Raw genomic sequence first — 25,029 nt, 5'->3', positions numbered from 1 at the left:
CCTTTGGCCAAACACGCCGGGATCAGCGCACGTCGCTTTCGAAACGGCTCTGGCCCGGCAGTTCCAGGACGATCTGATCGCCCACGTTGAACGGCCCGACACCGGCTGGCGTGCCGGTCATAATCAGGTCACCCGCTTGCAGCGAGAACTGCGACGCCATGTGCTGAATCATCGGCACGATGGGGTTGAGCATCTGGCTGCTGTTGCCGTCCTGGCGCACTTCGCCGTTGACGGTCAAGCGGATGGCGATGTCGGCGAGGTCCGGGTAGACGTCTGCCGAGACGAATGGGGCGATCACCGCCGCGCCGTCGAACGACTTGGCGATTTCCCACGGCAGGCCTTTCTCTTTGAGCTTGGACTGCACGTCACGCAGGGTCAGGTCCAGCCCCGGTGCAAAACCGGAAATGGCGTCCAGCACTTCTTCGCGGCTCGGGTTCTTGCTGAGCGGCTTGCCGATCAAGACCACGATTTCCGCCTCGTAATGCACCGAGCCCCGATCCTGAGGGATGCTGAAACCGCCTTCGATCTCGACCACGCAGCTGCCTGGCTTGATGAACAGCAGCGGCTCGGTCGGCACCGGGTTATCCAGTTCCTTGGCGTGTTCGGCGTAGTTGCGACCGATGCAGACCACTTTGCCCAGCGGGAAGTGAACCTTGGTGCCGTCGAGGTATTTGTGCTGATAGCTCATGAGCGTTCCTTTAATACAGCGTCTATTCAGTCAATCGTCGCCTACTGCGCGAAGATTTTGCCAGGGTTCATGATGCCGTTCGGGTCGAACACGGCTTTCACCGCTTTCATGTACTCGATTTCCACGGGCGAGCGGCTGTATTCAAGGTAATCGCGTTTGACCAACCCGACCCCGTGCTCGGCCGAGATCGAGCCGTTGTACTTCTCGACGGTCTCGAACACCTTCTTGTTCACCGTCGCGCACCGGGCGAAGAACTCCTCTTTGGGCAGATCGCCCGGCTTGAGGATGTTCAGGTGCAAATTGCCGTCGCCGATGTGGCCGTACCAGACGACCTCGAAATCAGGGTAGTGCGTGCTGACGATGGCGTCGATTTCATTCAGGAACGCCGGCACCTTCGAGACCGTGACCGAGATGTCGTTCTTGTACGGCGTGTAATGGGAGATGGTTTCCGACAGGTATTCGCGCAATTTCCACAGATTCTGCAGCTGTTGCTTGCTCTGGCTCATCACGCCGTCGATGACCCAGCCCTGCTCCACACAATGCTCAAAGGTCGCCAGCGCCTGATTGGCGATCTCTTCGTTGCTCGCTTCGAATTCCAGCAAGGCGTAGAACGGCGTTTTGGTTTCGAACGGCTCGGGCACGTCGCCTCGGGCCAGAATGTGGGCCAGGCCCTTGTCGGAAAAAAACTCGAAGGCGGTCAGGTCCAGCTTGCCGTGGAAGGCGTGCAGCACGGGCATGATCGAATCGAAATCCGGCGTGCCCAACACCATGCAGGTCAGGTTGTTCGGCTCGCGGTCCAGACGCATCGTCGCTTCGACGACGAAACCCAGCGTGCCTTCCGAGCCGATGAACAGCTGACGCAAGTCGTAGCCGGTGGCGTTCTTGAGCAAGTCTTTGTTCAGTTCAAGGATGTCGCCCTTGCCCGTCACCACTTTCAGGCCCGCGACCCAGTTGCGGGTCATGCCGTAGCGAATGACCTTGATCCCGCCGGCGTTGGTGTTGATGTTGCCGCCGATCTGACTGGAACCGGACGACGCGAAATCCACCGGGTAATAAAGGCCGTTCTCTTCAGCGAAGTTCTGCAATTGCTTGGTGACCAGGCCCGGCTGGCAACGCACGGTGCGGTCGGTGGCATTGAATTCGAGAATCTGATTCATGTAGTCGAAAGAAACGACCACCTCGCCGTTCATTGCCACGGCAGCGGCTGACAACCCGGTACGACCGCCCGATGGCACCAGCGCAAACCTGTGCTCGTTGGCCCAGCGGACGATGGCCTGGACCTGTTCGGTGGTCTTGGGGAACACGATGGCGCTGGGCGCCGGGGCGAATTGCCGGGTCCAGTCCTTGCCATAGGCTTCGAGAGAATCGGCATCGGTGAGCACTTTTCCGGGCTCGACCAGGGACTTAAGTTCTTCTATCAACGCAGACTGTGTCATCAAGGAACTCTCGAACGATTCATGGTGATCCTGAGAACGGCTCACGTCGCAGGAACGGGTATTTAGCGGGGCACATATGCTAGCATACCGCCCCCGCAGAGACGTGCCTGAGGCCGACCTGCGAAGGCGCCGTTGCGCCGTGAGGCCAGCTTGCGCTGTCCAATTCCCTGCCATTTTCTCCGGGACACAGGTTTACGCAGATGAGCAAGACTTCCCTCGACAAGAGCAAGATCAAGTTCCTTCTTCTCGAAGGCGTCCACCAATCCGCAGTCGACGTCCTCAAGGCCGCCGGTTACACCAGCATCGAGTACCACACCAAGTCGCTGCCGGAAGCCGAGCTGAAGGAAAAGATTGCCGACGCTCACTTCATCGGTATTCGCTCCCGCACCCAACTGACCGAAGAACTCTTCGACAGTGCCAAGAAATTGGTCGCGGTGGGCTGCTTCTGCATCGGCACCAACCAGGTTGACCTCGACGCGGCCCGCGAGCGCGGCATCGCGGTGTTCAACGCCCCGTACTCCAACACCCGCTCCGTGGCCGAGTTGGTGTTGGCCGAGGCGATCCTGTTGCTGCGTGGCATTCCTGAGAAAAACGCTTCCTGCCATCGCGGTGGCTGGATCAAGAGCGCGGCAAACTCGTTCGAAATCCGTGGCAAGAAACTGGGCATCATCGGCTATGGCTCGATCGGTACTCAGTTGTCGGTTCTGGCCGAAAGCCTGGGCATGCAGGTGTTCTTCTACGACCCACTGACCAAGCTGCCACTGGGCAACGCGAATCAGGTGGCCAGCCTGACCGAGCTGCTGGGCCTGGCCGACATCGTGTCGCTGCACGTGCCTGAGCTGCCATCCACTCAGATGATGATTGGCGAGAAAGAAATCCGCGCCATGAAGAAGGGCGCGATCCTGATCAACGCTGCGCGTGGCACCGTGGTCGATCTCGACGCACTGGCCCGCGCGATCAAGGATCAGCACCTGATCGGCGCCGCCATCGACGTGTTCCCGGTCGAGCCACGCTCCAACGACGACATCTTCGAAAGCCCGCTGCGTGGCCTGGACAACGTGATCCTGACCCCGCACATCGGTGGCTCGACCGCCGAAGCCCAGGCCAACATCGGTCTGGAAGTGGCCGAGAAGCTGGTCAAGTACAGCGACAACGGTACGTCGGTGTCTTCGGTCAACTTCCCGGAAGTGGCCCTGCCAGCTCACCCAGGCAAGCACCGCCTGCTGCACATCCACGAAAACATTCCGGGTGTGCTCATGGAGATCAACAAGGTGTTCGCGGAAAACGGCATCAACATCTCCGGTCAGTTCCTGCAGACCAACGAGAAAGTCGGTTACGTGGTCATCGACGTCGACGCCGAGTACTCGGACCTGGCGCAAGAGAAGCTGCAACACGTCAAAGGCACCATCCGCAGCCGCGTGCTGTTCTAAGCGTCGCGCCGGAATGAAAAAAGGAGACCTTCGGGTCTCCTTTTTTGTGCCTGATTTTTTGTGTGATGTCGAAGGCACACCGCCGGACACCTGTGGGAGCGAATTCATTCGCGAAAATCGTACATCCGATAAAGGGGTGTCGGGTGTACCGGCCAATCGTCGGAATGCCGCCCAGAATAAATTCGCTCCCACAGAAGATAGGCGGCGCTTCGGGGTTACTTCACAGTAATCGTGATCTTCTGCGACTCAACCACCGGGCTGACCGGGACGTGGTTTTTGTCACCGACCAGCAGTTGCAAAGTGTGTTGGCCCGGCGTGAGGTTCAATTCGGTTTCGGTCTGGCCTTTGCCGAAGTGGCGGATGTTGTCGGTGGTCGGCAGCGGCGCGTTCATGTCGGGCTGTTCTTTCACGTCGATCAGCAGGTGATGGTGCCCGGTGTCCGGCACGTCAACGCCCGCTGGCGCTACGCCCATGCCCTTCAGACCAAACTGGACTTTGAACGTACCGTTGACCACGGCGCCGTCCTTGGGCGAGATGATGTAAACCTCAGCCCCGGCCGGCGATGGAGTGCGTGGCACGTCGGCCGCCTGAACCATGAATGTCGAGCCCAGCAGCAGGCCTGCGAGGGCAGTTCTTGCGAATAAGGTTTTCATGAAGCTCTCCCGTTTCTACTTTTTATAAAGCGCTCAACGTCGGACCTGTCAGCCGGGACTCGGTTCAAGGTCTGCGGACAAACGCTCTGGCACGGCGTTCACCTTAGTCCGAACAGCGGCAGAGGGCGCGGGGAGAGTGGTTGTGTGTAGAAGATTTCATTTTGGATGCTTCTCACAGGCACGATTAACGCTCGATCCTGTGGGAGCGAATTCATTCGCGATGCGGTTCTACAAACGACACATTTTCATCGAATGTAACGGCCTCTCGCGAATGAATTCGCTCCTACAGGGGGAGCGTGTTTATCCATCACTGAGCAGGACGCCCTACAACTCAAACGGCTCATTGCCCCGGCGCCGGAACCAGCCGGTCAGCGACAGTCGATCACGCCGGGCGGGCAGGACTTCGTGGGGCATGTCGCCCGACAGGAATAACACCAACGAGCCGCCTGTGGGCTGGACATCCAGTTCGTTGCCTTCCTTCAAGAACATGCGCAGCTGGCCGCCATCTTCGGGCTGCCAGGAAGGGTCATTCAGGTAAATCACCGCCGAGACCATGCGCTTGTCGTCGTCCCGAAAGCGGTCGACGTGCCTGCGATAAAACGCGCCCGGCGGGTAAAAAGCGAAATGGCTCTCGAAATCCTCCAGCCCCAGGAACAAACCGCGATTGAGCGCCAGGCGCAACTGATCCATCACTTCCAGATATCGGTCGCACGGTTCGGCCTGCCCCGCTTCCAGCCACTGAATGTGATCGCCGCGAATCCCCTCTCGAACCTCCTGTGCAGGACCACGCCCCACCGCCGCCGGAGCCAGCTCGCCTTCGGCCGCGCGTTTGCGGCACTCAAGCGCCAGCTCGCGGGTCAGCGCTTCGGGCAAAAAGACGTCCTGCTGCGACCAGCCATGTTCGGCCAGATCGTCGACGATTTTCATCAGCAGGGGATCATCAGGGGATATGTGCATGCCGCGCATAGTATCCACACGCCGAACAATCCAACAGAGCCCGCGGTCTGCCAGCCACAGAATATTTTCAGGGCGGTAAAAATCTGCATCCGCTTTATCCGAAAGATCGCCGAACCCACGGATTTTCTTGGGGTCTGGCAACTTGTTAACTCGACAAATCCCCGCCGCCCCGCCGAGAATAGCGGCCTGCCGACAGGAGTCTCTAATGCGCCGTCTGTTTTTCCTGCTGTTGATGTTCTGCACCATGCCCGTTTGGGCAGACGGCCACGACCAGCTGTACAAGGTCGCCGGCTGGCCGGAACAGCGCGCGCATTTCAACGACGCCCTGAAAGCCGCACAACAGCGCTACAAAAACAGCCTGCCGCCTGCGGTGTACGACGCCCTCGTCAGCAATAGCAACCAACGGTTCGCGCCACAGGCCATGGACCAGCGTGCCGAGCAGAAGCTGCGCCAGACCTTGCAGGACCCGAACCCCGCGTTGCAGTTTTTTCAGTCGCCGTTGGGTCGCAAGATCGTCAACGCCGAGTTGACCGCCACCCGCCCTGATCAACTCGCCAAGAACGCTCAGGGCCTGCCAAAGATGCAGGCCAGCGATAACCGCATGCTGATCATCGGCCACTTGTCCAGCGCCCTCCCCGCCAAGGAAGCGGGCGCGGAGGTGAGCCTGGCGATTGCGGGTGTGGCGGCTGATAGCCTGAGCTCGATGATTCCAGGCTTGATGGGCGGCGGGTCGACCCAGGGCATGCTTGAAGGCCAACGCCAGCGGCTTATGGCGCAGATCGCCAACGACATGAGCAACACGCTGCTGTACGTGTACCGCGACCTGTCTGACGACGAGCTGGACGAGTTCTCGACCTTCGCGGAATCGAACGAGGGCAAGGCTTACTACCAGGCGGCACTGGCAGCGATTCGGGCGGGGTTGGCGGTTGGGCAAAACGTGAATTGACTGCGGGCCGCGGCCCTCTTCCTCACCCCATCCGCTGCGTCAAAAACCCGAAAAACTGTGCTCTCAACGCTGGCAATTCATTGGCCAGATGATGCCGCGCTTCGTGCAGCATGAAGATTTGCGGGTGGTCGAATTTTTCGTTGAGCACCGCGAGGTTATGGCTCCAGTCCACGGTCATATCGGACTCGCCTTGCACGACCAGCGGGCTGCGATTGCTGCGCGGGGCGTTTTCGATGCGTTCGATCCACCGAGCCAATGCCCCCACCCAAACCGTCGGCAAGCGTCGAGGCTGCAAGGGGTCGGCCATCAGAAAGGGCAAAAACGCAGGGGCATTGGAGTTTTCGCTGAAACGCCGGTCGATGCCTTTCACGAATGCCCGCAGCAGGTAATAACTGACCTTGGACCACGTCCAGCCGCGAGGACGCACCAGCGGCGCCAGCAGAATCGACTGCCCCTGAATCGGGCTGTCGTCGCCATGATTGAGCAAATGGTCGATGACTATGGCCCCGCCCGTGCTCTGTCCGCACACGTGCCACGGCTTGGGCAGTTGCAGGATTTCAGCCTCGACGAACAACCGATCGAGCACCACCTGATATTCCGAAAAATCGGTAATGCTTGCCCGTGTCCCACTGGACAACCCATGGCCCGGCAAATCGCAGGAAATCACCGCAAAGCCAAGCTCCAGTGCCCATTCAATAACGTGTCGATACAGGCCCATGTGGTCGTAGAAACCGTGCACCAGCACCAGCGTTGCCACGGGAGACTCGGGGGTCCAGAGCTGGGTGACGATCTCGTAACCGCCGATCTCGAAACGTCCGAGACGGCTGTTGACCAAGCCGTCACGCCCCAGCCCTACCAGGCTGTAGAAGCGCTGGTAGGCAAGCTCCTCTTCAGTGAGCGCCAGCTTTGCGCTCAACGGTTGCAGGCCAGCGCGCAGGTGATCGGGGTCGAACGTGTTGGGCATCGGCAATCCACATCAGGCAATAGGAATTCACAGTGACGCATGCCTGCGAGTTTCTTCCGTCCACACAGGCGTGGCAAGCTACGTCACCCACATCGAAGCCACCTCATGACTGCTCATCCGCTCGTTCGTCGCCGCACGCTGTTCCTCGCGCTGATCGCCTTGGGCTGTGTGGCAGCCTTGTGGCTGGGCTACAGCTGGTTTGAGGGTCGATACGTCCGAGCGTTCAGTGATCAAACGGCACTGTTTGCAGGTGACAAGCTTAGCCTGCCTGCGGCGATTGCAGGGCCGGGGCGTATTCGGGTCGTGCATTTCTGGGACCCGGCCTGCCCCTGCAACGTGGGCAATCAGGAACACTTGAACGAGATGGTCGAGCGCTTCTCCGGCGAAGGCGGCGTGGATTTCTATGCCGTGCAGAAGCCAGGTACCCACGGAACCTTGCCCTCGACGCTGAGCGCCATCAAACCTTTGAACGACTTGCCAGGGGCTGAACGAATCACGTCCAGCCCGGCTGTGGCGATTTGGGACCGACAGGGCAACCTTGCGTATTTCGGGCCGTACAGCGAAGGGCTGGTCTGCAATGCGCAGAACAGCTTCATCGAGCCGATCCTTCAGGCGCTCAAGGCAGATCGACCGGTGAATGCCACGCACACCATGGCGGTGGGGTGTTATTGCCCTTGGGCGTCTTCTGACTGAACCTGCTGCTTTAGCCGCAGATTAATCCCACAGTGGTCATGCATCCGCTCTGAAATCAGTGACTCGCCTTGTAATCGATCACGTACGGCAGCTTTTCATCGGCGGTTTTGGTCAGCACCTTGCGTTTGACCGACTTGAAGCCCCCCAACTGCTTGGCGGTCATGCCTTCGCCGACCGGTTTGCTCAAGGGCGGCTTGACCATTAACTCGCTCGCCGCCTGCAACGCCCGATGGTAGCCGCTGCGTTCACTAAGGTTGTAATCCGCCAGGACCAAACGATGGCGCAGCCAGTCTGCCCAATAGAACTCCAGAAACTCCGGCGAGACGCCGCCTGACTTGGGTTTGTCGTACGCCGCGCCCCGCACGAAATAAACGAGGCTGCGCAGGACGTCGTTGTGCATCGCTTGCAACCCGACGTGTTCTGGCAGTTGATCAGGGGAAATCGACTGGCCGTTGCCGTCCTTGAGCCAAACCTTGTGCGCTTTCCGCATGCGCGTCCAAAAAGCGGCCATGTCAGGGCTGTCGCTGAACACATCGGTGATGCGCACCTTCATTTTCATCTGCGGCCCCGCGCCGGGCTGCTCCCACAGCGTGCTGAACGTGTGGTGACCGTCCGTGAGATAAAAACGCCCTTCGGGGCCGACCACCACGGTTTTCATGTCTTTGGGGTGGGCGTTTGGCTCGTCTTTGCAGGTATAGCTCTCAGGATTCAGCGGGTCAGCGCTTGCGTTGATCGCCTTGGCCTCGTGCTGACCGTTGCTTTCGCAGATTTCGTCGAACAGCTTTTGGCGATCCTTGGCGAAACGTTCGAGCTGGTAATACACCTGATCGAATCCGATCACCGCTTGGGTTGGGTGCAGTTGGTCGAGGCTGACCTCAACGACGTCTCCGGGTTTCGGGCCGCTGAAAGCGAAGACAGGGGCGCAGGCCAAGGCGAGCAACAGTGTCAGCGCGCAGGTTTGAATTCGCATGGTTCGAGGCTCTTGCTGAGTTGGGGAGGAGCTTACTCCATCCGGCGCCCTCGCTCCGTTGCAGCACCGCTACACAGCCCCGCGACAAATCTGTAGCCTTCCCCGCTTCTCTCTGTTTTTTCGAGCCTTCGGATGAAACGCAGCCTTTCCGTGATCGCCATCGTGATCGTTCTGATCACAGGCGGTGGAACCTGGTATGTCCACAGCAAGCAGCCTGTGCGCGATGGCGAGGTGGCTCTGCCGGAGCTTCATGCGCCGGTCAGCGTGCGCTACGACGAACGCGGCGTGCCGCACATCAAGGCCGAAAATCAGGACGATCTGTATCGCGCACTGGGGTACGTCCACGCGCAAGACCGGCTGTTCCAGATGGAAATCCTGCGTCGGCTGGCCCGTGGCGAGCTGGCCGAAGTGCTTGGCCCCAAGCTGGTGAACACCGACAAACTGTTTCGCAGCCTGCGAATCCGCGAACACGCTGACGCCTACGTTGCTCGGCAGGACAAGAACACCCCCGCCTGGAAAGCCTTGCAAGCCTACCTCGACGGCGTGAACCAGTTTCAGGCGACCCACCCCAAACCCATCGAGTTCGACGTGCTGGGCATCGAGAAGCGGCCATTCACCGCTGAAGACACCCTGAGCATCGGCGGTTACCTGGCCTACAGTTTTGCCGCTGCCTTTCGCACCGAGCCGTTGCTGACGTATGTGCGCGATCAACTGGGGCCGGATTACCTGAAAGTCTTTGATCTGGACTGGCAACCTCAAGGCGCCTTGCACCCCTCCCCAACGTTGAGCAGCAAGGACTGGAAAGGCCTGAGCGATCTGGCGCAACTGAGCGCGAAGGCGCTGGAGGACGCGGGCCTGCCGCAGTTCGAGGGCAGTAACGCGTGGGCGGTGTCCGGCAGTCGCACCCAAAGCGGCAAACCGTTGCTGGCGGGCGATCCGCACATCCGGTTCTCGGTGCCTGCGGTCTGGTATGAAGCACAGCTGTCGGCACCGGGTTTTGAGCTGTATGGGCATTTTCAGGCGCTCAACCCGTTTGCTCTGCTGGGCCACAACATGGAGTTTGGCTGGAGCCTGACCATGTTTCAGAACGACGACGTTGACCTGATCGCGGAAAAGGTGAATCCGGAGAATCCCAATCTGGTCTGGTATCACGGCGCCTGGGCAGACATGACCTCGCGCCCCGAGCAGATCAAGGTCAAAGGCGAGTCGCCGATCACCTTCACGCTGCGCCAATCGCCCCATGGCCCGATCGTTAATGACGTGCTGAACGCCAGCGGCATCCAGGACCACGCCGACACGCCGGTCGCCATGTGGTGGTCTTTCCTGGAATCCGGAAACCCGATCCTGCAAGGCTTCTATGAAGCCAATCGCGCCGACACGCTGAACAAGATGCGCAGCGCTGCCGAGAAGATTCAGTCGCCCGGCTTGAATGTGGTTTACGCCAATGCCAAAGGGGACATCGGCTGGTGGGCGGCGGCACAGTTGCCTGTGCGCCCGAATGGTGTGAACCCGGCCTTTATCCTCGATGGCAGCGGCGAGCAAGCCGACAAGCTCGGCTTCTACCCCTTCAGCGCCAATCCCCAGGAAGAGAACCCGGCTCGGGGTTATATCGTCTCGGCCAACTTTCAGCCGGTGTCGCCAACGGGCATGGAAATTCCGGGCTATTACAACCTCGCGGAACGGGGCCGCCAGCTGGACAAACAGCTGAGCGACACTTCAGTTAAATGGAACCTGGACAACAGCAAGACGCTGCAACTGGGCACGAAGACGGATTACGCGCAGCAGATCCTCACACCACTGATTCCCGTGTTGCGTCGGGTCATCAGCGATCCCGAAGAGCATGATTTGATCGAGCGCCTGGCGGCCTGGAAAGGCGATTACCCGGTGGATTCAGTGGGCGCCACGCTGTTCAATCAATTCGTCTATGACCTCAGCAATCAAACCTTTCGCGATGACTTGGGCGACGGGATGTTCGCAACCCTGCTCTCAACACGGGTGGTCGACCTGGCGCTGCCTAGGCTGGCCGCCGATGCGAACTCGCCGTGGTGGAACAATCGAAACTCCAACGAGCCGGAGAGCCGGGATAACACCGTGAAGGTGGCCTGGCATGCCACGGTTTCGCACCTGAAATCGCTGTACGGCCTGAATCCGGATGAGTGGACGTGGGGCAAGGCGCACACCCTGACCCACGAGCACCCGCTGGGACGCCAGCCGCCGCTGGACAGGCTGTTCAACGTCGGCAAGTTCGCCGCGCCAGGCACCCACGAAGTGCCGAACAACCTGTCGGCCAGCATCACGCCCGCGCCATGGCCCGTAACCTATGGGCCTTCCACACGGCGCCTAATCGACTTCGCCGACCCTGCGCATGCGCTGGGCATCAACCCGGTCGGGCAAAGCGGGGTGTTGTTCGACAAACACTACGCGGATCAGGCACAGGATTACGTCAACGGCCAGTACAGGCCGGAGCGGTTCAGTGAGAGAGATGTGGCAGGAAATAGCAAAGAGATGTTGAGGTTGGTGCCGGGAAGATAAGAACAACGTGGCGCACCTGTGGGAGCGAATTCATTCGCGATGGTCTATCAGGCAATGCATCTCTATCGCCTGTACCATTTTTTGGCGGATTGCCGCCCAGAATGAATTCGCTCACCACAAGGTGAGCATCTAAACCGTTTCTACCTTCGCACGACGCACATCCGGCTGTTTCCAGCCATCCGCTGCCGCTTCTTCGATGGCTTGTTGAATAGCCTTTCTGCGGTTGTTTTCAGCGCGACGGCTGAAGAACCACACCATGAACGTCGCGATCGAAACGGCCAGCAGAATCAAACTGGCAATGGCGTTGATCTCAGGCTTCACGCCCAGACGCACCGCCGAGAACACTTCCATCGGCAGCGTCGTGGAGCCGGGGCCGGACACGAAGCTCGCCAGTACCAGATCGTCCAGCGACAAAGCGAATGACATCATGCCACCCGCTGCCAGCGACGGCGCGATCATCGGGATGGTGATCAGGAAGAACACCTTCCACGGACGCGCGCCGAGGTCCATAGCCGCCTCTTCGATGGACATGTCCAGCTCACGCAGACGCGCCGACACCACCACCGCCACGTAGGCCGCACAGAAAGTCGTGTGGGCGATCCAGATGGTCACGATGCCGCGTTCCTGCGGCCAGCCGATCAACTGCGCCATGGCCACGAACAGCAGCAACAGCGACAGACCGGTGATCACTTCGGGCATCACCAGTGGCGCCGTCACCAGGCCGCCGAAGAACGTGCGGCCCTTGAAGCGCGTGACGCGGGTCAGCACAAATGCCGCCATGGTGCCGAGAGCGACCGCCGCAATCGAGGTGTAGCAGGCGATCTCCAGCGAGCGCATCACGGCACTCATCAGTTGGGTGTTGTCGAGCAAGCCGACGTACCACTTCACCGACCAGCCGCCCCAGACCGTCACCAGTTTCGAGGCGTTGAACGAATAGATCACCAGGATGACCATGGGCGCGTAGATGAAAATCAGGCCCAGTACCAACATCAGGTTCGAGAATCGGAAGCCTCTCATGCCTTGCCCTCCAGTTCTTTGGCCTGGCTACGGTTGAACAGAATGATCGGCACGATGAGGATCAACAGCATCACCACCGCCAGCGAAGACGCCACCGGCCAGTCGCGGTTGTTGAAGAACTCTTGCCACAGGACCTTACCGATCATCAGCGTCTCGGGGCCGCCCAGCAATTCAGGGATGACGAACTCGCCCACCACCGGGATGAACACCAGCATGCAGCCGGCGATGATGCCGTTCTTGGACAGCGGCACGGTGATTTTCCAGAAGCTGTTGAAGGTGCTCGAACCCAGGTCCGACGCGGCTTCCAGCAGGCTCTGGTCGTGCTTCACCAGGTTCGCATACAGCGGGAGGATCATGAACGGCAGGTACGAATAGACCACGCCGATGTAAACAGCGAGGTTGGTGTTGAGGATCTGCAACGGCTCGCTGATCACGCCCAGCCACATCAGGAACGCGTTGAGCAAACCGTTGTTGCTGAGAATGCCCATCCACGCGTAAACGCGGATCAGGATTGCGGTCCAGGTGGGCATCATGATCAGCAGCAACAGCACCGTCTGCATTTCCTTGCGGGCGATGGAGATGCCGTAGGCCATCGGATAGCCAATCAACAGGCACAGCAAGGTGCTGAAGAACGCCATCTTCAACGAACCGAGGTACGCCGAGATGTACAGGTCGTCACCGGTCAACAACGCGTAGTTGGCGAAGTTGAGGACGATGTCGAGCTTCTGCTCGGCGTAGGAGAATATCTCGGTGTACGGCGGAATCGCGACGTCGGCTTCGGCGAAACTGATCTTGATGACGATCAGAAACGGCAGCGCGAAGAACAGGAACAGCCACAGAAACGGAACCCCGATGACCGCCTGACGGCCAGTGGGCGTTATGCGGTGGAGCGCACGTTTGATTTTTCGGATTTTCATGAGCGCAGTACCACGCCGCTGTCGTCTTCCCACCAGACGAACACTTCGTCGTCCCAAGTAGGGCGCGCGCCGAGGCGTTCCGAGTTGGCGACGAACGACTGAACCAGCTTGCCGCAGGTCAGCTGTACGTAGAACACCGAGTGGCCGCCCAGGTAGGCGATGTCGTGGATCTTCCCGCGCGACCAGTTGTATTGCGTGGTCGGTTGCTCGGTGGTGATCAGCAGCTTCTCTGGCCGGATCGCGTAGGTCACGCGTTTGTCTTCCACGGAAGTGCTGACGCCGTGGCCCACGTAGATCTCACGCTCAAGCTCCGGGCTGTGAATCAGCGCGTGGCCTTCCATGTCTTCGATGACTTCGCCGTCGAACAGGTTGACGTTACCAATGAATTCGCAGACCAGACGGCTGGTCGGGGTTTCGTAGATGTCCACCGGGCTGCCGATCTGTGCGATCCAGCCCAAGTGCATGATCGCGATGCGCTGGGCCATGGTCATGGCCTCTTCCTGGTCGTGGGTCACCATCACGCAAGTCACACCAACGCGCTCGATGATTTCCACCAGCTCCAGCTGCATTTGCGAACGCAGTTTTTTGTCCAGCGCGCCCATGGGCTCGTCGAGCAGCAACAGTTTCGGTTTCTTCGCCAGCGAACGGGCCAGGGCCACACGCTGACGCTGGCCACCGGACAACTGGTGCGGCTTGCGCTTGGCGTACTGGGTCATCTGCACCAGCTTGAGCATCTCGGCCACGCGGGCCTCGACCTCGGCCTTAGGCAGCTTGTCCTGCTGCAAGCCGAAAGCGATGTTCTGCGCCACGGTCATGTGCGGGAACAGCGCGTAAGACTGGAACATCATGTTGATCGGACGTTCGTACGGCGGCATGTCAGTGATGTCGACGCCGTCGAGGAAAATCCGGCCTTCGGTCGGACGCTCGAAACCGGCGAGCATGCGCAGCAGCGTGGACTTGCCGGAGCCCGAGCCGCCGAGCAAGGCGAAAATCTCGCCCTTGTTGATTTGCAGAGACACATCGTCCACAGCAACCGTCTCGTCGAACTTTTTCGTGACCCGATCGATTTTGACCAGCACCTGTTTAGGTTGCTGACCACCCTCAAGGGCTTTTTTGTAGGCGCCGGAGGCAACTGCCATGGGTGAAACTCCCAACTGTGCTTGCGCCCGGCCGATATGACCGGGCGCGAGGTCTTTATTTACCGGATTTGATCTTGGTCCAGCTGCGCGTCATCACGCGCTGGATTTTCGGTGGCAACTCGGAGTTGACGTACAGCCGCTTCTGCACGTCCGCAGACGGATAGACCGCTTCGTCTTTGCGGATTTCCTGATCCATCAGCTCGCCCGACGCCGGGTTGGGGTTGGCGTAACCCACCTGGTCGCTGACCTTGGCGATCACGTCAGGCTTGAGGATGTAGTTGATGAAGGCGTGCGCGGCTTTGACGTCCGGCGCGTCAGCAGGGATCGCCAGCATGTCGAACCACAGGTTGCCGCCCTCTTTCGGGATCGCGTAAGCGATGTTCACGCCTTTGCCCGCTTCCGCTGCACGCGCCTTGGCCTGGAACACGTCGCCGGAGAAACCGGCCGCGATGCAGATGTCGCCGTTGGCCAGATCGGTGATGTATTTGGAGGAGTTGAAGTAGGTCACGTAAGGACGCACTTTGAGCAACTTGTCCTCGGCCTTCTTGTAGTCTTTTTCGTCGGTGCTGTTAGGGTTCAGGCCCATGTAATTGAGCACGGCCGGCATCATCTCGTCAGCCGAATCGAGGAACGCGACGCCGCACTTCTGCAGCTTCTTGATGTTCTCGGGTTCAAACAGCACGGCCCATGAATCGATGGTGTCGACGCCCAGCACTTCCTTGATCTTGTCGACGTTGTAACCGATCCCGTTAGTCCCCCACAGGTACGGCACGGCGTACTGATTGCCCGGATCGTTTTTCTCCAGGCGCTTCATCAGTTCGGGATCGAGGTTGGAATAATTGGGGAGTTGCGATTTGTCGAGTTTCTGAAACGCACCGGCCTTGATCTGTTTGCCAAGGAAGTGGTTGGAAGGGACTACCACGTCATAACCGGTGTGACCGGCAAGCAGTTTGCCTTCCAGGGTTTCGTTGGAGTCGAAGACGTCGTACTTGGTCTTGATCCCCGTGGTGTTTTCAAAATCCGCGAGGGTCGTGGTGCCGATGTAATCGGACCAGTTATAAATGCGGACGGTGGAATCCGCGTAGGCGCCGACGGCGAGCGTCAGGCCGGCTCCGAGTAGCAAGCCTTTGGAAAACAAAGAAATAGACACGTGTGCAGTCCCTTTTAGTAGGTGGGCATGTTGCCCTGGCCGACGACAGTAACGACTGCCTGTGACAAATCCGGCGCGCAACTTACCTTCGTTGAACCCATCTCGCAAAAAAACTTTTTATTTCGGCCCGGAGTGAGGCCTGTGGGAGTGAGCTTGGTCCGGACGCGGCCCAGACCAAGCTCACTCCTACAAACGTAATGCACGTGCCGCTTTTCAACGGCACGCTTCAGCCAGGCTTACTTGCCCGATTTGATGTTGGTCCAGCTGCGGGTCATCAGACGCTGAGTCGCTGCAGGCAGGTCAGCAATCGCATACAACTTGGCCAGCACGTCGGCAGGTGGATAAACGCCTGGGTCCGAAGTGATTTCTTTATCGACGAACTCGGTCGCAGCCTTGTTGCCGTTCGGGAAGTGAACGGCGTTAGTGATCTCGGCCATCACTTTCGGTTGCAGGATGAAGTTCATGAACTTGTAGGCGCCTTCGACGTTTTCGGCGTCTTTAGGAATGGCGACCATGTCATAGAAGCTGCCAGCACCTTCTTTCGGAATGTTGTAGCTGACCTTGACCTTGCCACCGGCTTCTTCAGCACGGGCCTTGGCTTGGTACACGTCACCCGAGTAACCCACGGCGACACAGATGTTGCCGTTGGCCAGATCCGAGATGTACTTGGACGAGTGGAAGTAGGTGACCGAAGGGCGGATTTTCTTGAACAGCGCTTCAGCTTTCTCGATGTCTTCTTTCTTCTGGCTGTCGGTCGGCAGACCCAGATAATGCAGCGCCACTGGCAGCATTTCGGTCGGCGAGTCGAGGAAGCTGATGCCACAGCCTTTCAGCTTGGCGGCGTTCTCTGGCTTGAACAGCAGGTCCCAGGAGTTGGTCGGTGCGTCGGCGCCCAGTGCAGCCTTGACCTTATCGGGGTTGAAGCCGATACCGATCGAGCCCCACATGTACGGGAAGGCGTGCTTGTTGTCCGGGTCGCTGATGGACACGGCTTTCAACAGCGCTGGGTCGAGGTTTTTGTAGTTAGGCAGTTTGGACTTGTCCAGCTCCTGATAAACACCGGCCTTGATCTGCTTGGCCAGGAAGTTGTTGGACGGGACGACGATGTCGTAGCCCGACTTACCTGCCAGCAATTTGGCTTCGAGGGTCTCGTTGCTGTCGAAGACGTCGTATACCACTTTGATGCCCGACTCTTTTTCGAAGTCGGCGATGGTGTTTGGCGCGATGTAATCGGACCAGTTGTAGACGTGCAGAACTTTGTCATCGGCGTGTGCCGCTGCGGCCACTGCGCCCATCAGGGACAGGGCGAGGAGGGTTTTGCCAAATTTCTTCATGCGTACAGCTCCAATGTTTTTATGTTAGCGGCGACTAAAACAACCGTTAGTCTGGCAATTTCCTGGGCGGGCTTACAAGCAGAGCGGCCTGCCTTCTTGCTTAGCTTTCAAAGATTTCATCTGCACACCAACACAGCGCTTCAGTTCTGCAGCGCGTCGAGCGTCAGGTCCAGGCATTTGCGGGCCTTTTCCACCAACTCATCGATCTCGGCGAAGCTGATCACCAGCGGCGGCGAGATGATCATCGTGTCTCCAACCGCACGCATGATCAGTCCGTTATTGAAGCAGAAAGTGCGACAGATCATGCCCACGCCCTGATCCACGTAACGCGCGCGAGTGGCTTTGTCTTTCACCAGTTCGATGGCGCCGAGCAGGCCGACGCCCCGCACTTCACCCACCAGCGGATGATCGCTCAGCTCACGCAAACGTCTTTGCAAATAGGGTGCCGTTTCCGACTTCACGCGCTCGACGATCTTTTCTTCGCGCAGGATGCGGATGTTTTCCAGCCCCACTGCCGCAGCCACCGGATGACCTGAATAAGTGAAGCCGTGGTTGAAATCACCGCCTTCGTTCAGCACCTTCACCACTTCGTCGCGCACGATCACGCCGCCCATGGGGATGTAGCCCGAGGTCAGGCCCTTGGCGATGGTCATCAGATCAGGTTTGAGGTCGTAGAAATCGCTGCCGAACCACTCGCCGGTGCGACCAAAGCCACAGATCACTTCATCGGCCACGAACAGGATGTCGTACTTGGCGAGGATCTCTTTGATCTTCGGCCAGTAGGTGTCAGGCGGAACGATCACACCGCCTGCGCCTTGAATCGGCTCGGCGATGAACGCACCGACGTTGTCCACGCCGAGTTCGAGGATTTTCTTTTCCAGTTGCTCAGCCGCCCAGATGCCGAATTCGTCCGGGGTCATGTCGCCGCCTTCACCGAACCAGTACGGCTGCGGGATATGGACGATGCCCGGAATCGGCAGGTCGCCCTGCTCATGCATGTAGGTCATGCCGCCCAGGCTCGCGCCTGCCACGGTAGAGCCGTGGTAGCCGTTCATGCGGCTGATGATGACTTTCTTGCTAGGCTTACCCTTGATCGCCCAGTAGTGGCGCACCAGACGCAGCACGGTGTCGTTGCCTTCGGAGCCGGAACCTGTGAAGAACACGTGGTTCATGCCCTGCGGAGCGATGTCGGAAATCGCCTTGGCCAGTTGCAATGCGGGCGGGTGAGCGGTCTGGAAGAACAGGTTGTAATACGGCAGCTCGCGCATCTGTTTGCTGGCGGCTTCGGCCAGTTCTTCACGTCCGTAGCCGACCGCTACGCACCACAGACCGGCCATGCCGTCGAGGATCTTGTTGCCTTCGCTGTCCCACAGGTAAACGCCCTTGGCGTTGGTGATGATGCGCGGGCCTTTCTCTTTAAGCTGTTTGAAGTCGCTGAACGGCGCCAGGTGATGATCACTGCTGAGGGCTTGCCATTCGCGGGTTTGCGGGTTGTTGGAACTCATGAAACCACTCCATTAGCTGCGTATCGCGTGTGGCGCCATCGGCCTTCTCAGGCTCGATGGCGCCCGTGATCTTCAGACGGCGAAGAGCAGGAATTCCCGCTCCCACGAGCTGATCACACGCTTGAAGTTTTCGTGCTCGGCGCGCTTCACGGCGACGTAGCCGGTCACGAAGGTCTTGCCGAGGTATTTCTCGACCGTCTTGCTGTTTTCCATCCGCTCCAGCGCGTCTTCGATGGTCAACGGCAGACGCAGGTTGCGGCGCTCGTAACCGCGGCCCACCACTGGCGCACTCGGATTGAGGCCTTCGACCATGCCAATGAAGCCGCACAGCAGGCTCGCGGCAATCGCCAGATACGGGTTGGCGTCAGCGCCGGGCAGGCGGTTTTCCACGCGACGGTTTTGCGGGGTCGCATCCGGTACGCGCAGGCCGACGGTGCGGTTTTCCTCGCCCCATTCCACGTTCACGGGCGCCGAGGTGTCGGGGAGGAAGCGACGGAACGAGTTGACGTTGGGGGCGAACAGCGGCAACAACTCGGGGATCAGCTTTTGCAGACCGCCGATGTGTTGCAGGAACAGCTCACTCATCGTGCCGTCTTCGTTAGAGAAGATGCTCTTGCCGGTCTCGATATCGATGATGCTCTGGTGCAGGTGCATCGCGCTGCCAGGCTCGCCGGTCATGGGCTTGGCCATGAAGGTCGCGGCCACGTCGTGTTTGAGCGCGGCTTCACGCATGGTGCGTTTGAACACCAGAATCTGGTCGGCCAGATGCAGCGCGTCGCCGTGACGGAAGTTGATTTCCATCTGCGCCGTGCCGTCTTCGTGAATCAGCGTGTCCAGATCCAGGTTCTGCAGCTCGCACCAGTCGTAGACGTCTTCGAACAACGGGTCGAATTCGTTGGCGGCTTCGATGGAGAACGACTGACGACCAGTTTCCGGACGACCCGAGCGGCCCACCGGCGGCTGCAACGGGTAATCGGGGTCGTCGCTGCGTTTGGTCAGGTAGAACTCCATCTCCGGCGCCACGATAGGCTGCCAGCCTTGGTCGGCATAGAGCTTGAGGACTTTCTTCAAAACGTTGCGCGGGGACAGCTCAATCGGGTTGCCCTGCTTGTCGTAGGTGTCGTGAATCACCTGCGCGGTGGGCTCAATGGCCCAAGGCACCAGAAACACCGCATTCTGGTCAGGACGGCAGAACATGTCGATGTCCGCAGCGTCCAGCAATTCGTAATAGATGTCGTCTTCGACGTAGTCCCCGGTCACGGTCTGCAGCAATACGCTTTCCGGCAAGCGCATGCCCTTCTCGGCAATGAACTTGTTGGTCGGGGAGATTTTGCCGCGCGTGATACCGGTGAGGTCGGCGATCATGCACTCGACTTCGGTAATCCTGTGCTCTTTCAACCAATCGGTGAGCTGGTCGAGGTTGGTACTCATAAATACCTCAGGGGTTTCGGTTCCTGGTCGTCGTTATGGCGATCAGGCGTTCTTTGACGCTTGCGCGTCGCGTTGTGTCGCACGCTTTCGACAGGCATCGCCAAATGCCTGAAGAATTGAAAGATAGTCGGGGTTCAGCGTGATCTGCCACTCCGGATGCCATTGAACGCCCAACGCAAACACGTCAGATGAAGCAAAAGGCGCGCCCGGCGGTACGGAAATGGCTTCGATCAAGCCATCCGGGGCCGTGGCTTCGACACGCAGACCCGGCGCAAGGCGTTCGATGCCCTGTCCGTGTATTGAATTGACACGAATTTCTTTGGCAAGTCCCAATCCGGCCAGAACTCCACCCGGTGCGATCTGCATCGGATGGCTCGGAGCGTATTGAATTTCAACGGGTTCGTTCTCAGGTTCACGATGATCCATGAACGTTCCAGTCTCGTGAACCTTTTGATGCAGACTACCGCCAAATGCCACGTTCATCTCCTGAAACCCGCGGCAAATGCCCAATACAGGCACGCCGGCGGCCACAGCAGCACGAATAAGAGGTAAGGTGGTGCGATCGCGTTCAGGATCATGAGCAGTACCCGGCGCGCTGGCGGGCCCACTGTAGTAATGGGGTTCGACGTTGGAGGGAGAACCGGTGAAGAGCAAACCATCGACCACCGAGAGGATATCGGCCGGGTCGAGGAGCTCTGCCAGAGACGGCAGAATCAGCGGCAGGCCCTTGGCAGCGACGGCGACTGCCCGGACGTATTTATCACCACTGATGTGATAGGCATGCGAGCCAATTTGCTGAGTACAGGCAGTGATGCCGATCAGCGGAAGGCGAGACATGTGACCCCCGGTGTTATTGCTGTTATGGGTTGCGACCGAGCTTAGCCTTGTTCATTTTTTTACACAACAACCCCGTAAAAAATAAAACACGCCCCGCTCAAGGTCGCAGTTCCTATCGATTCCAACGGTTAAAAACCGCCCTAAAGTGCGGCAAAAATGGCCTCACGGCGCCCTTTTAGGGCAAATCAGGGCTCTCTTGACTTCATCAGGGCTTTCGGATTGACTGAACCCCGTAATGCTCGATGATTGATATTTTCAACAACAAAGGTGTTGCATCATGTCGGTACCCCCGCGTGCCGTTCAGCTCAACGAAGCGAACGCGTTCCTTAAGGAACATCCTGAGGTTCTATACGTTGACCTTCTGATTGCAGATATGAATGGAGTGGTGCGTGGCAAGCGCATCGAACGCACTAGCCTCCATAAGGTTTACGAAAAAGGCATCAACCTCCCAGCTTCTCTTTTCGCACTGGATATCAACGGCTCGACGGTGGAAAGCACCGGTCTTGGCCTGGACATCGGTGACGCTGACCGAATCTGTTATCCCATCCCTGACACTCTCTGCAATGAGCCCTGGCAGAAGCGTCCTACCGCACAACTCTTGATGACCATGCACGAACTGGAAGGCGAGCCGTTTTTCGCTGACCCCCGTGAAGTGTTGCGTCAGGTGGTGGCCAAGTTCGATGAAATGGGCCTGACCATCTGCGCTGCGTTCGAACTGGAGTTCTACCTGATCGATCAGGAGAACGTGAACGGTCGTCCACAACCGCCACGCTCGCCGATTTCCGGCAAACGCCCGCACTCGACACAGGTCTACCTGATCGACGACCTCGACGAATACGTCGATTGCCTCCAGGACATTCTGGAAGGTGCGAAAGAGCAAGGCATCCCGGCTGACGCCATCGTCAAGGAAAGTGCCCCAGCACAGTTCGAAGTGAACTTGCACCACACCGCCGACGCGCTGAAAGCCTGCGACTACGCGGTATTGCTCAAGCGTCTGATCAAGAACATCGCCTACGACCATGAAATGGACACCACCTTCATGGCCAAGCCTTACCCAGGCCAGGCGGGCAATGGTCTGCACGTCCACATCTCGATCCTGGATCGCGATGGCAAGAACATCTTCACCAGCGAGGATCCCGAGCAGAACGCCGCATTACGTCATGCGATCGGCGGTGTGCTCGAGACCCTACCGGCGCAGATGGCGTTCCTTTGCCCGAACGTCAATTCGTATCGCCGGTTCGGTGCTCAGTTCTACGTGCCCAACTCGCCAACCTGGGGGCTGGATAACCGGACGGTCGCCGTTCGTGTGCCGACCGGTACAGCCGATGCCGTGCGTATCGAACACCGCGTGGCCGGTGCCGATGCCAACCCGTATCTGCTGATGGCTTCTGTTCTGGCGGGCATCCACCACGGCCTGACCAACAAGGTCGAGCCAGGTGCGCCGGTCGAAGGCAACTCGTACGAGCAGCATGAGCAGAGCCTGCCGAACAACTTGCGCGATGCCTTGCGTGAGCTGGACGACAGCGAAGTCATGGCCAAGTACATCGATCCGAAGTACATCGATATCTTCGTTGCGTGCAAGGAAAGTGAGCTGGAGGAGTTCGAGCACTCCATCTCCGACCTTGAGTACAACTGGTATCTGCACACCGTGTGACGGCTGTGTGAAATAAAAAGAACGCCCCCAATCCTTGCGGTTGGGGGCGTTTTTTATTTTAGACGGCAGAGGTCAGGTCCGGATGGATAGGCCGTCTATGCCAGTTTTCGCGAATGAATTCCCTCCCACAGGCCGGGGCGGCGCGGCGATGTTTGGCGCGTGCGCAAATTCCCTGTGGGAGCGAATTTATTCGCGAAGGCCGCCGCCAGGCGCTACGACGCCATGCCCTCGCGTACAATGCCCCGGACCTCAACGCCGAGACGCTTCGATGACCCGCCCCGCCACACCCCGCAAACCCCGCGCACGCAGCCAGGCCCGGATCGATTCGATCCTCGATGCTGCTCGCACGCTGCTGGCGTCCGACGGGGTGGCGAGCCTGTCGATCTACAGCGTGGCCGAGCGCGCGGGGATTCCTCCGTCGTCGGTTTACCACTTCTTCGCCAGCGTGCCTGCACTGCTGGAAGGTCTGACGGCAGACATCCACGGCGCCTTCCGCGACAGCCTGCAACAGCCCATCGATCACGTGCAGCTGAACACCTGGCACGACCTGTCGCGACTGGTTGAAACGCGCATGCTCACGATCTACAGCGAAGACGCCGCCGCCCGCCAGCTCATTCTGGCGCAGCACGGCCTGACTGAAGTCACTCAGGCCGACCGCCAGCACGACATCGAGCTGGGCAACCTCATGCACGAGCTGTTCGCCAAGCACTTTCAGCTCCCGGCACTGCCTGACGACGTCGATGTCTTTGCCCTGGCGCTGGAGCTGGCCGACCGCGTCTACGCCCGCTCGGTCCAACTGCACGACAGCATCACCCCGCGCATGGCCGAAGAAGGCCAGCGGGTGTTCGACGCGTATCTGGGGCTTTATTTGCCGCCGTTCTTGGCCAAGACGAGCACGGTTATTTGATCTCTGCAATGAAGCCTATTTGCGAGCTCGGGTTATCGTCCGGCCCTCCGTCTCCCGACGCGTAGATCGTTTCGTCGGTTGCAGAGTGAATGAGCAGATTGCGCATGTTTGAAACCTTGGCCTCCCCTCCGGATGGAATATCGGGCTTGAACGTCAGCCATCCGTCTGGCGCGAAAGACGTATCGACTTTGCCTTTATCTGTGAAACGCACCACGAGCATCTCGCGGGCAGAACCTGAAGACCTGTCCTCGACGCCACCACCGATCACAAGCTTGCCGTTGAATTGAACACTTGTGCCGCCGAAGATGAAGTCGGTATCCAGATAGGCTCCGGGCACTGCGGGGTTAGGCACTCGAAACAGGACAGGCTTGCCATCGTTGAATTCATCGACCTTCTGGCCGTGCATGTCCACCCGCACGACGAGACCAGACACGCCGTTATCCATGACATTACCACCCGCAAAGTATCCACCGTCCTGGTGACGCACGACGTAGTTGAACTCCATCTGAAATGGGTTCCCAGGCAGGCCTAGGTCGGCAGGACGGAACAACACAAAGCCTTCATTGCCGAAACTTTCGTCCAGTTGGCCATTAAAAGAATAGCGGGCGAGGAACAGCTCAAATCCCGACAGCCTGTTGCCGATGGTTCCGATCACTGTCACTCCTCGGCCCCTCCCGTCCCAGACCATCCCGACCGGCCCCGTGGCTTTTTCTTGGTATTTGACGACCACCATCCCGCCTTCACCGAATGCGCTATCCAACTGCCCATTCTCCATGATGCGCATCAAGGTGCCCGAGCTGCCAAACCGCTGACCGATCAAACCGTAAAGTGTGCCGTCTTCAGCCCCTGCCAGTACCCCCGCGCTGCCAGCAATCTGAACCTTGTTATTGCGGTCGGCCGTGTCTTTGTCGGCTTTTTGCTTGTCCGCAATGGGCGTGCGAACCCTGTGCACAACTTTGCCGCCGGTGCCGAATCCTGTATTCAGCGTTCCATCAGCATTGAAGCAAACCAGTCCCAGCGCGCCCTCCAGTTGCAGCCCAGCGATGACACCTTCGTCAGTATCTGAACCTCGCGGGACGAGCCCGGCGGGTTTGAATGGGTATGTCCAACTACCGGGCAGCTCCTCGCTCCGCCATCCATCTGGACCGCCAAACTTGTCGTCCACTGGGCCGTCCCTCTCGAGTCTGGCCACGAATACTGATGGCAGGTCGTAACTGCTATCTGTCACGTACAGCTTGTCTCTGGTCGCGTTTAACGCCGTGATCGTTTCATGTGCTTTGTTCGACGACACATCGAATGGAACCTCGAAAACCCTCGAAACAGCTGCTTTTTTACCGTTGCCCATGATCGTTCTCCGTCCATGATGAAGCCAAGTCCTGTTGAGTCCGATCAATTCGCAAAATGAGCCTGGCTTCGATCAGCACGGCGATACACCTGTCGGAGGTAATCAGGCTATGAGGTATTCGCAGCGCTGCCTAGCTGGCAGAAATGACAGGAGGCGTGGGGCCATCACCCAGAGAAAGTGCGACGTAACGTGCTGAATGCCCCGCCCAGACAACAAAAAACCCCGAAGGGCTCGCGCCCGTCGGGGTAGTTCACAACGCATCGATCACAACTTGGCGATCGACACCTCGGTGGATTTTACGAACGCGATCACTTCGCTGCCGACGACCAGTTCCAGCTCTTTGACCGAGCGAGTGGTGATCACAGAGGTGACGATGCCGGAAGCGGTCTGTACGTCGATTTCGGACAGGACGTCGCCGGTGACGATTTCCTTGATGGTGCCTTTGAATTGGTTACGAACGTTGATGGCTTTGATAGTCATGGTAGGTCTTCCTTTGTGAGATCAGTGCCGAGTGCAGTATTGCA

22 protein-coding genes are annotated in these 25,029 nt (G+C 58.9%); 6 read left to right on the top strand and 16 right to left on the bottom strand.

The window, feature by feature from the left end:
* Positions 1-22: 22 nt before the first annotated feature.
* Entirely contained in the window at positions 23-688 is a 666-nt protein-coding gene (locus ACIQAL_RS13750; RefSeq protein ID WP_341960574.1) for a fumarylacetoacetate hydrolase family protein, read from the bottom strand.
* A 41-nt stretch (positions 689-729) separates the two neighbouring features.
* Positions 730-2,124, bottom strand: coding sequence for an FAD-binding oxidoreductase (locus ACIQAL_RS13745; protein WP_341960575.1), 1,395 nt, complete (start codon positions 2,122-2,124; stop codon positions 730-732).
* 200 nt (positions 2,125-2,324) lie between these two features.
* On the opposite strand from ACIQAL_RS13745, the gene serA reads away from it, so the two are divergent.
* Positions 2,325-3,554 (top strand): phosphoglycerate dehydrogenase, encoded by a 1,230-nt coding sequence (serA, locus tag ACIQAL_RS13740; protein ID WP_401146102.1) that lies wholly within the window; start codon positions 2,325-2,327, stop codon positions 3,552-3,554.
* A 215-nt stretch (positions 3,555-3,769) separates the two neighbouring features.
* On the opposite strand, the gene ACIQAL_RS13735 is transcribed toward serA, so the two are convergent.
* Positions 3,770-4,150, bottom strand: a complete 381-nt coding sequence (locus ACIQAL_RS13735; RefSeq protein ID WP_401146237.1) for a DUF4399 domain-containing protein — start codon at positions 4,148-4,150, stop codon at positions 3,770-3,772.
* A gap of 381 nt (positions 4,151-4,531) precedes the next feature.
* Positions 4,532-5,173, bottom strand: a complete 642-nt coding sequence (locus ACIQAL_RS13730) for a 2OG-Fe(II) oxygenase (protein WP_401146234.1) — start codon at positions 5,171-5,173, stop codon at positions 4,532-4,534.
* 196 nt (positions 5,174-5,369) lie between these two features.
* Between ACIQAL_RS13730 and ACIQAL_RS13725 the strand changes: the two genes are divergently transcribed.
* Positions 5,370-6,110: a DUF2059 domain-containing protein gene (locus ACIQAL_RS13725; RefSeq protein WP_401146099.1), complete on the top strand. Its 741-nt coding sequence runs from the start codon at positions 5,370-5,372 to the stop codon at positions 6,108-6,110.
* A 22-nt stretch (positions 6,111-6,132) separates the two neighbouring features.
* Here the strand turns inward: ACIQAL_RS13725 and ACIQAL_RS13720 are convergent, their stop codons facing one another.
* Entirely contained in the window at positions 6,133-7,074 is a 942-nt protein-coding gene (locus tag ACIQAL_RS13720; RefSeq protein ID WP_401146097.1) for an alpha/beta hydrolase, read from the bottom strand.
* A 105-nt stretch (positions 7,075-7,179) separates the two neighbouring features.
* Here ACIQAL_RS13720 and ACIQAL_RS13715 point away from each other — a divergent pair, with 105 nt between their 5' ends.
* Positions 7,180-7,767 (top strand): DUF6436 domain-containing protein, encoded by a 588-nt coding sequence (locus ACIQAL_RS13715; protein ID WP_401146095.1) that lies wholly within the window; start codon positions 7,180-7,182, stop codon positions 7,765-7,767.
* Positions 7,768-7,822: 55 nt separating this feature from the next.
* Here ACIQAL_RS13715 and ACIQAL_RS13710 read toward each other — a convergent pair whose 3' ends face one another.
* A complete protein-coding gene (locus tag ACIQAL_RS13710; RefSeq protein WP_401146092.1) occupies positions 7,823-8,737 on the bottom strand; it encodes a ParB/Srx family N-terminal domain-containing protein in 915 nt (304 codons plus the stop codon).
* A 132-nt stretch (positions 8,738-8,869) separates the two neighbouring features.
* On the opposite strand from ACIQAL_RS13710, the gene ACIQAL_RS13705 reads away from it, so the two are divergent.
* The gene (locus ACIQAL_RS13705) at positions 8,870-11,269 is read left to right on the top strand and encodes a penicillin acylase family protein (protein WP_401146090.1); all 2,400 of its coding nucleotides are present in this window, start codon (positions 8,870-8,872) and stop codon (positions 11,267-11,269) included.
* 129 nt (positions 11,270-11,398) lie between these two features.
* Here the strand turns inward: ACIQAL_RS13705 and ACIQAL_RS13700 are convergent, their stop codons facing one another.
* The 8 genes from ACIQAL_RS13700 to ACIQAL_RS13665 all read right to left on the bottom strand — a co-directional run bounded on the left by ACIQAL_RS13700 (position 11,399) and on the right by ACIQAL_RS13665 (position 20,599).
* Positions 11,399-12,286 (bottom strand): ABC transporter permease subunit, encoded by an 888-nt coding sequence (locus ACIQAL_RS13700; protein WP_401146088.1) that lies wholly within the window; start codon positions 12,284-12,286, stop codon positions 11,399-11,401.
* Positions 12,283-13,203: an ABC transporter permease subunit gene (locus ACIQAL_RS13695; protein ID WP_166594251.1), complete on the bottom strand. Its 921-nt coding sequence runs from the start codon at positions 13,201-13,203 to the stop codon at positions 12,283-12,285. The genes ACIQAL_RS13700 and ACIQAL_RS13695 overlap by 4 nt, the downstream gene beginning before the upstream one ends.
* Positions 13,200-14,342, bottom strand: a complete 1,143-nt coding sequence (gene potA, locus ACIQAL_RS13690; RefSeq protein WP_401146085.1) for a polyamine ABC transporter ATP-binding protein — start codon at positions 14,340-14,342, stop codon at positions 13,200-13,202. The genes ACIQAL_RS13695 and potA overlap by 4 nt, the downstream gene beginning before the upstream one ends.
* A 55-nt stretch (positions 14,343-14,397) precedes the next feature.
* Positions 14,398-15,492 (bottom strand): polyamine ABC transporter substrate-binding protein, encoded by a 1,095-nt coding sequence (locus ACIQAL_RS13685; RefSeq protein WP_401146083.1) that lies wholly within the window; start codon positions 15,490-15,492, stop codon positions 14,398-14,400.
* Positions 15,493-15,728: 236 nt separating this feature from the next.
* On the bottom strand, positions 15,729-16,826 hold the full coding sequence (locus tag ACIQAL_RS13680; protein ID WP_166594248.1) for a polyamine ABC transporter substrate-binding protein: 1,098 nt from the start codon (positions 16,824-16,826) through the stop codon (positions 15,729-15,731).
* A 140-nt stretch (positions 16,827-16,966) separates the two neighbouring features.
* The gene (locus tag ACIQAL_RS13675) at positions 16,967-18,331 is read right to left on the bottom strand and encodes an aspartate aminotransferase family protein (protein ID WP_401146081.1); all 1,365 of its coding nucleotides are present in this window, start codon (positions 18,329-18,331) and stop codon (positions 16,967-16,969) included.
* Between the two features lie 72 nt (positions 18,332-18,403).
* Positions 18,404-19,762 (bottom strand): glutamine synthetase family protein, encoded by a 1,359-nt coding sequence (locus tag ACIQAL_RS13670; protein WP_166594246.1) that lies wholly within the window; start codon positions 19,760-19,762, stop codon positions 18,404-18,406.
* Positions 19,763-19,804: 42 nt separating this feature from the next.
* Positions 19,805-20,599, bottom strand: coding sequence for a gamma-glutamyl-gamma-aminobutyrate hydrolase family protein (locus ACIQAL_RS13665; RefSeq protein ID WP_401146079.1), 795 nt, complete (start codon positions 20,597-20,599; stop codon positions 19,805-19,807).
* Positions 20,600-20,876: 277 nt separating this feature from the next.
* On the opposite strand from ACIQAL_RS13665, the gene ACIQAL_RS13660 reads away from it, so the two are divergent.
* Positions 20,877-22,253 (top strand): glutamine synthetase family protein, encoded by a 1,377-nt coding sequence (locus ACIQAL_RS13660; RefSeq protein ID WP_166594244.1) that lies wholly within the window; start codon positions 20,877-20,879, stop codon positions 22,251-22,253.
* A 268-nt stretch (positions 22,254-22,521) separates the two neighbouring features.
* Positions 22,522-23,160, top strand: coding sequence for a TetR/AcrR family transcriptional regulator (locus tag ACIQAL_RS13655; protein ID WP_401146076.1), 639 nt, complete (start codon positions 22,522-22,524; stop codon positions 23,158-23,160).
* Here the strand turns inward: ACIQAL_RS13655 and ACIQAL_RS13650 are convergent.
* Both ACIQAL_RS13650 and ACIQAL_RS13645 read right to left on the bottom strand, forming a co-directional pair.
* Complete coding sequence (locus ACIQAL_RS13650; protein ID WP_401146073.1) at positions 23,153-24,505, bottom strand: hypothetical protein; 1,353 nt, start codon at positions 24,503-24,505, stop codon at positions 23,153-23,155. The genes ACIQAL_RS13655 and ACIQAL_RS13650 overlap by 8 nt on opposite strands.
* Positions 24,506-24,769: 264 nt before the next feature.
* Positions 24,770-24,985: a molybdopterin-binding protein gene (locus ACIQAL_RS13645; RefSeq protein ID WP_062379390.1), complete on the bottom strand. Its 216-nt coding sequence runs from the start codon at positions 24,983-24,985 to the stop codon at positions 24,770-24,772.
* Positions 24,986-25,029 lie beyond the last annotated feature (44 nt).

The sequence above is a fragment of the Pseudomonas sp. NPDC088368 genome (genome assembly GCF_044753445.1).
Classification (GTDB): domain Bacteria; phylum Pseudomonadota; class Gammaproteobacteria; order Pseudomonadales; family Pseudomonadaceae; genus Aquipseudomonas; species Aquipseudomonas bambusae.
Note: the sequence above shows the minus strand (reverse complement) of the source record. Positions and strands in the feature narration are given on the sequence as shown.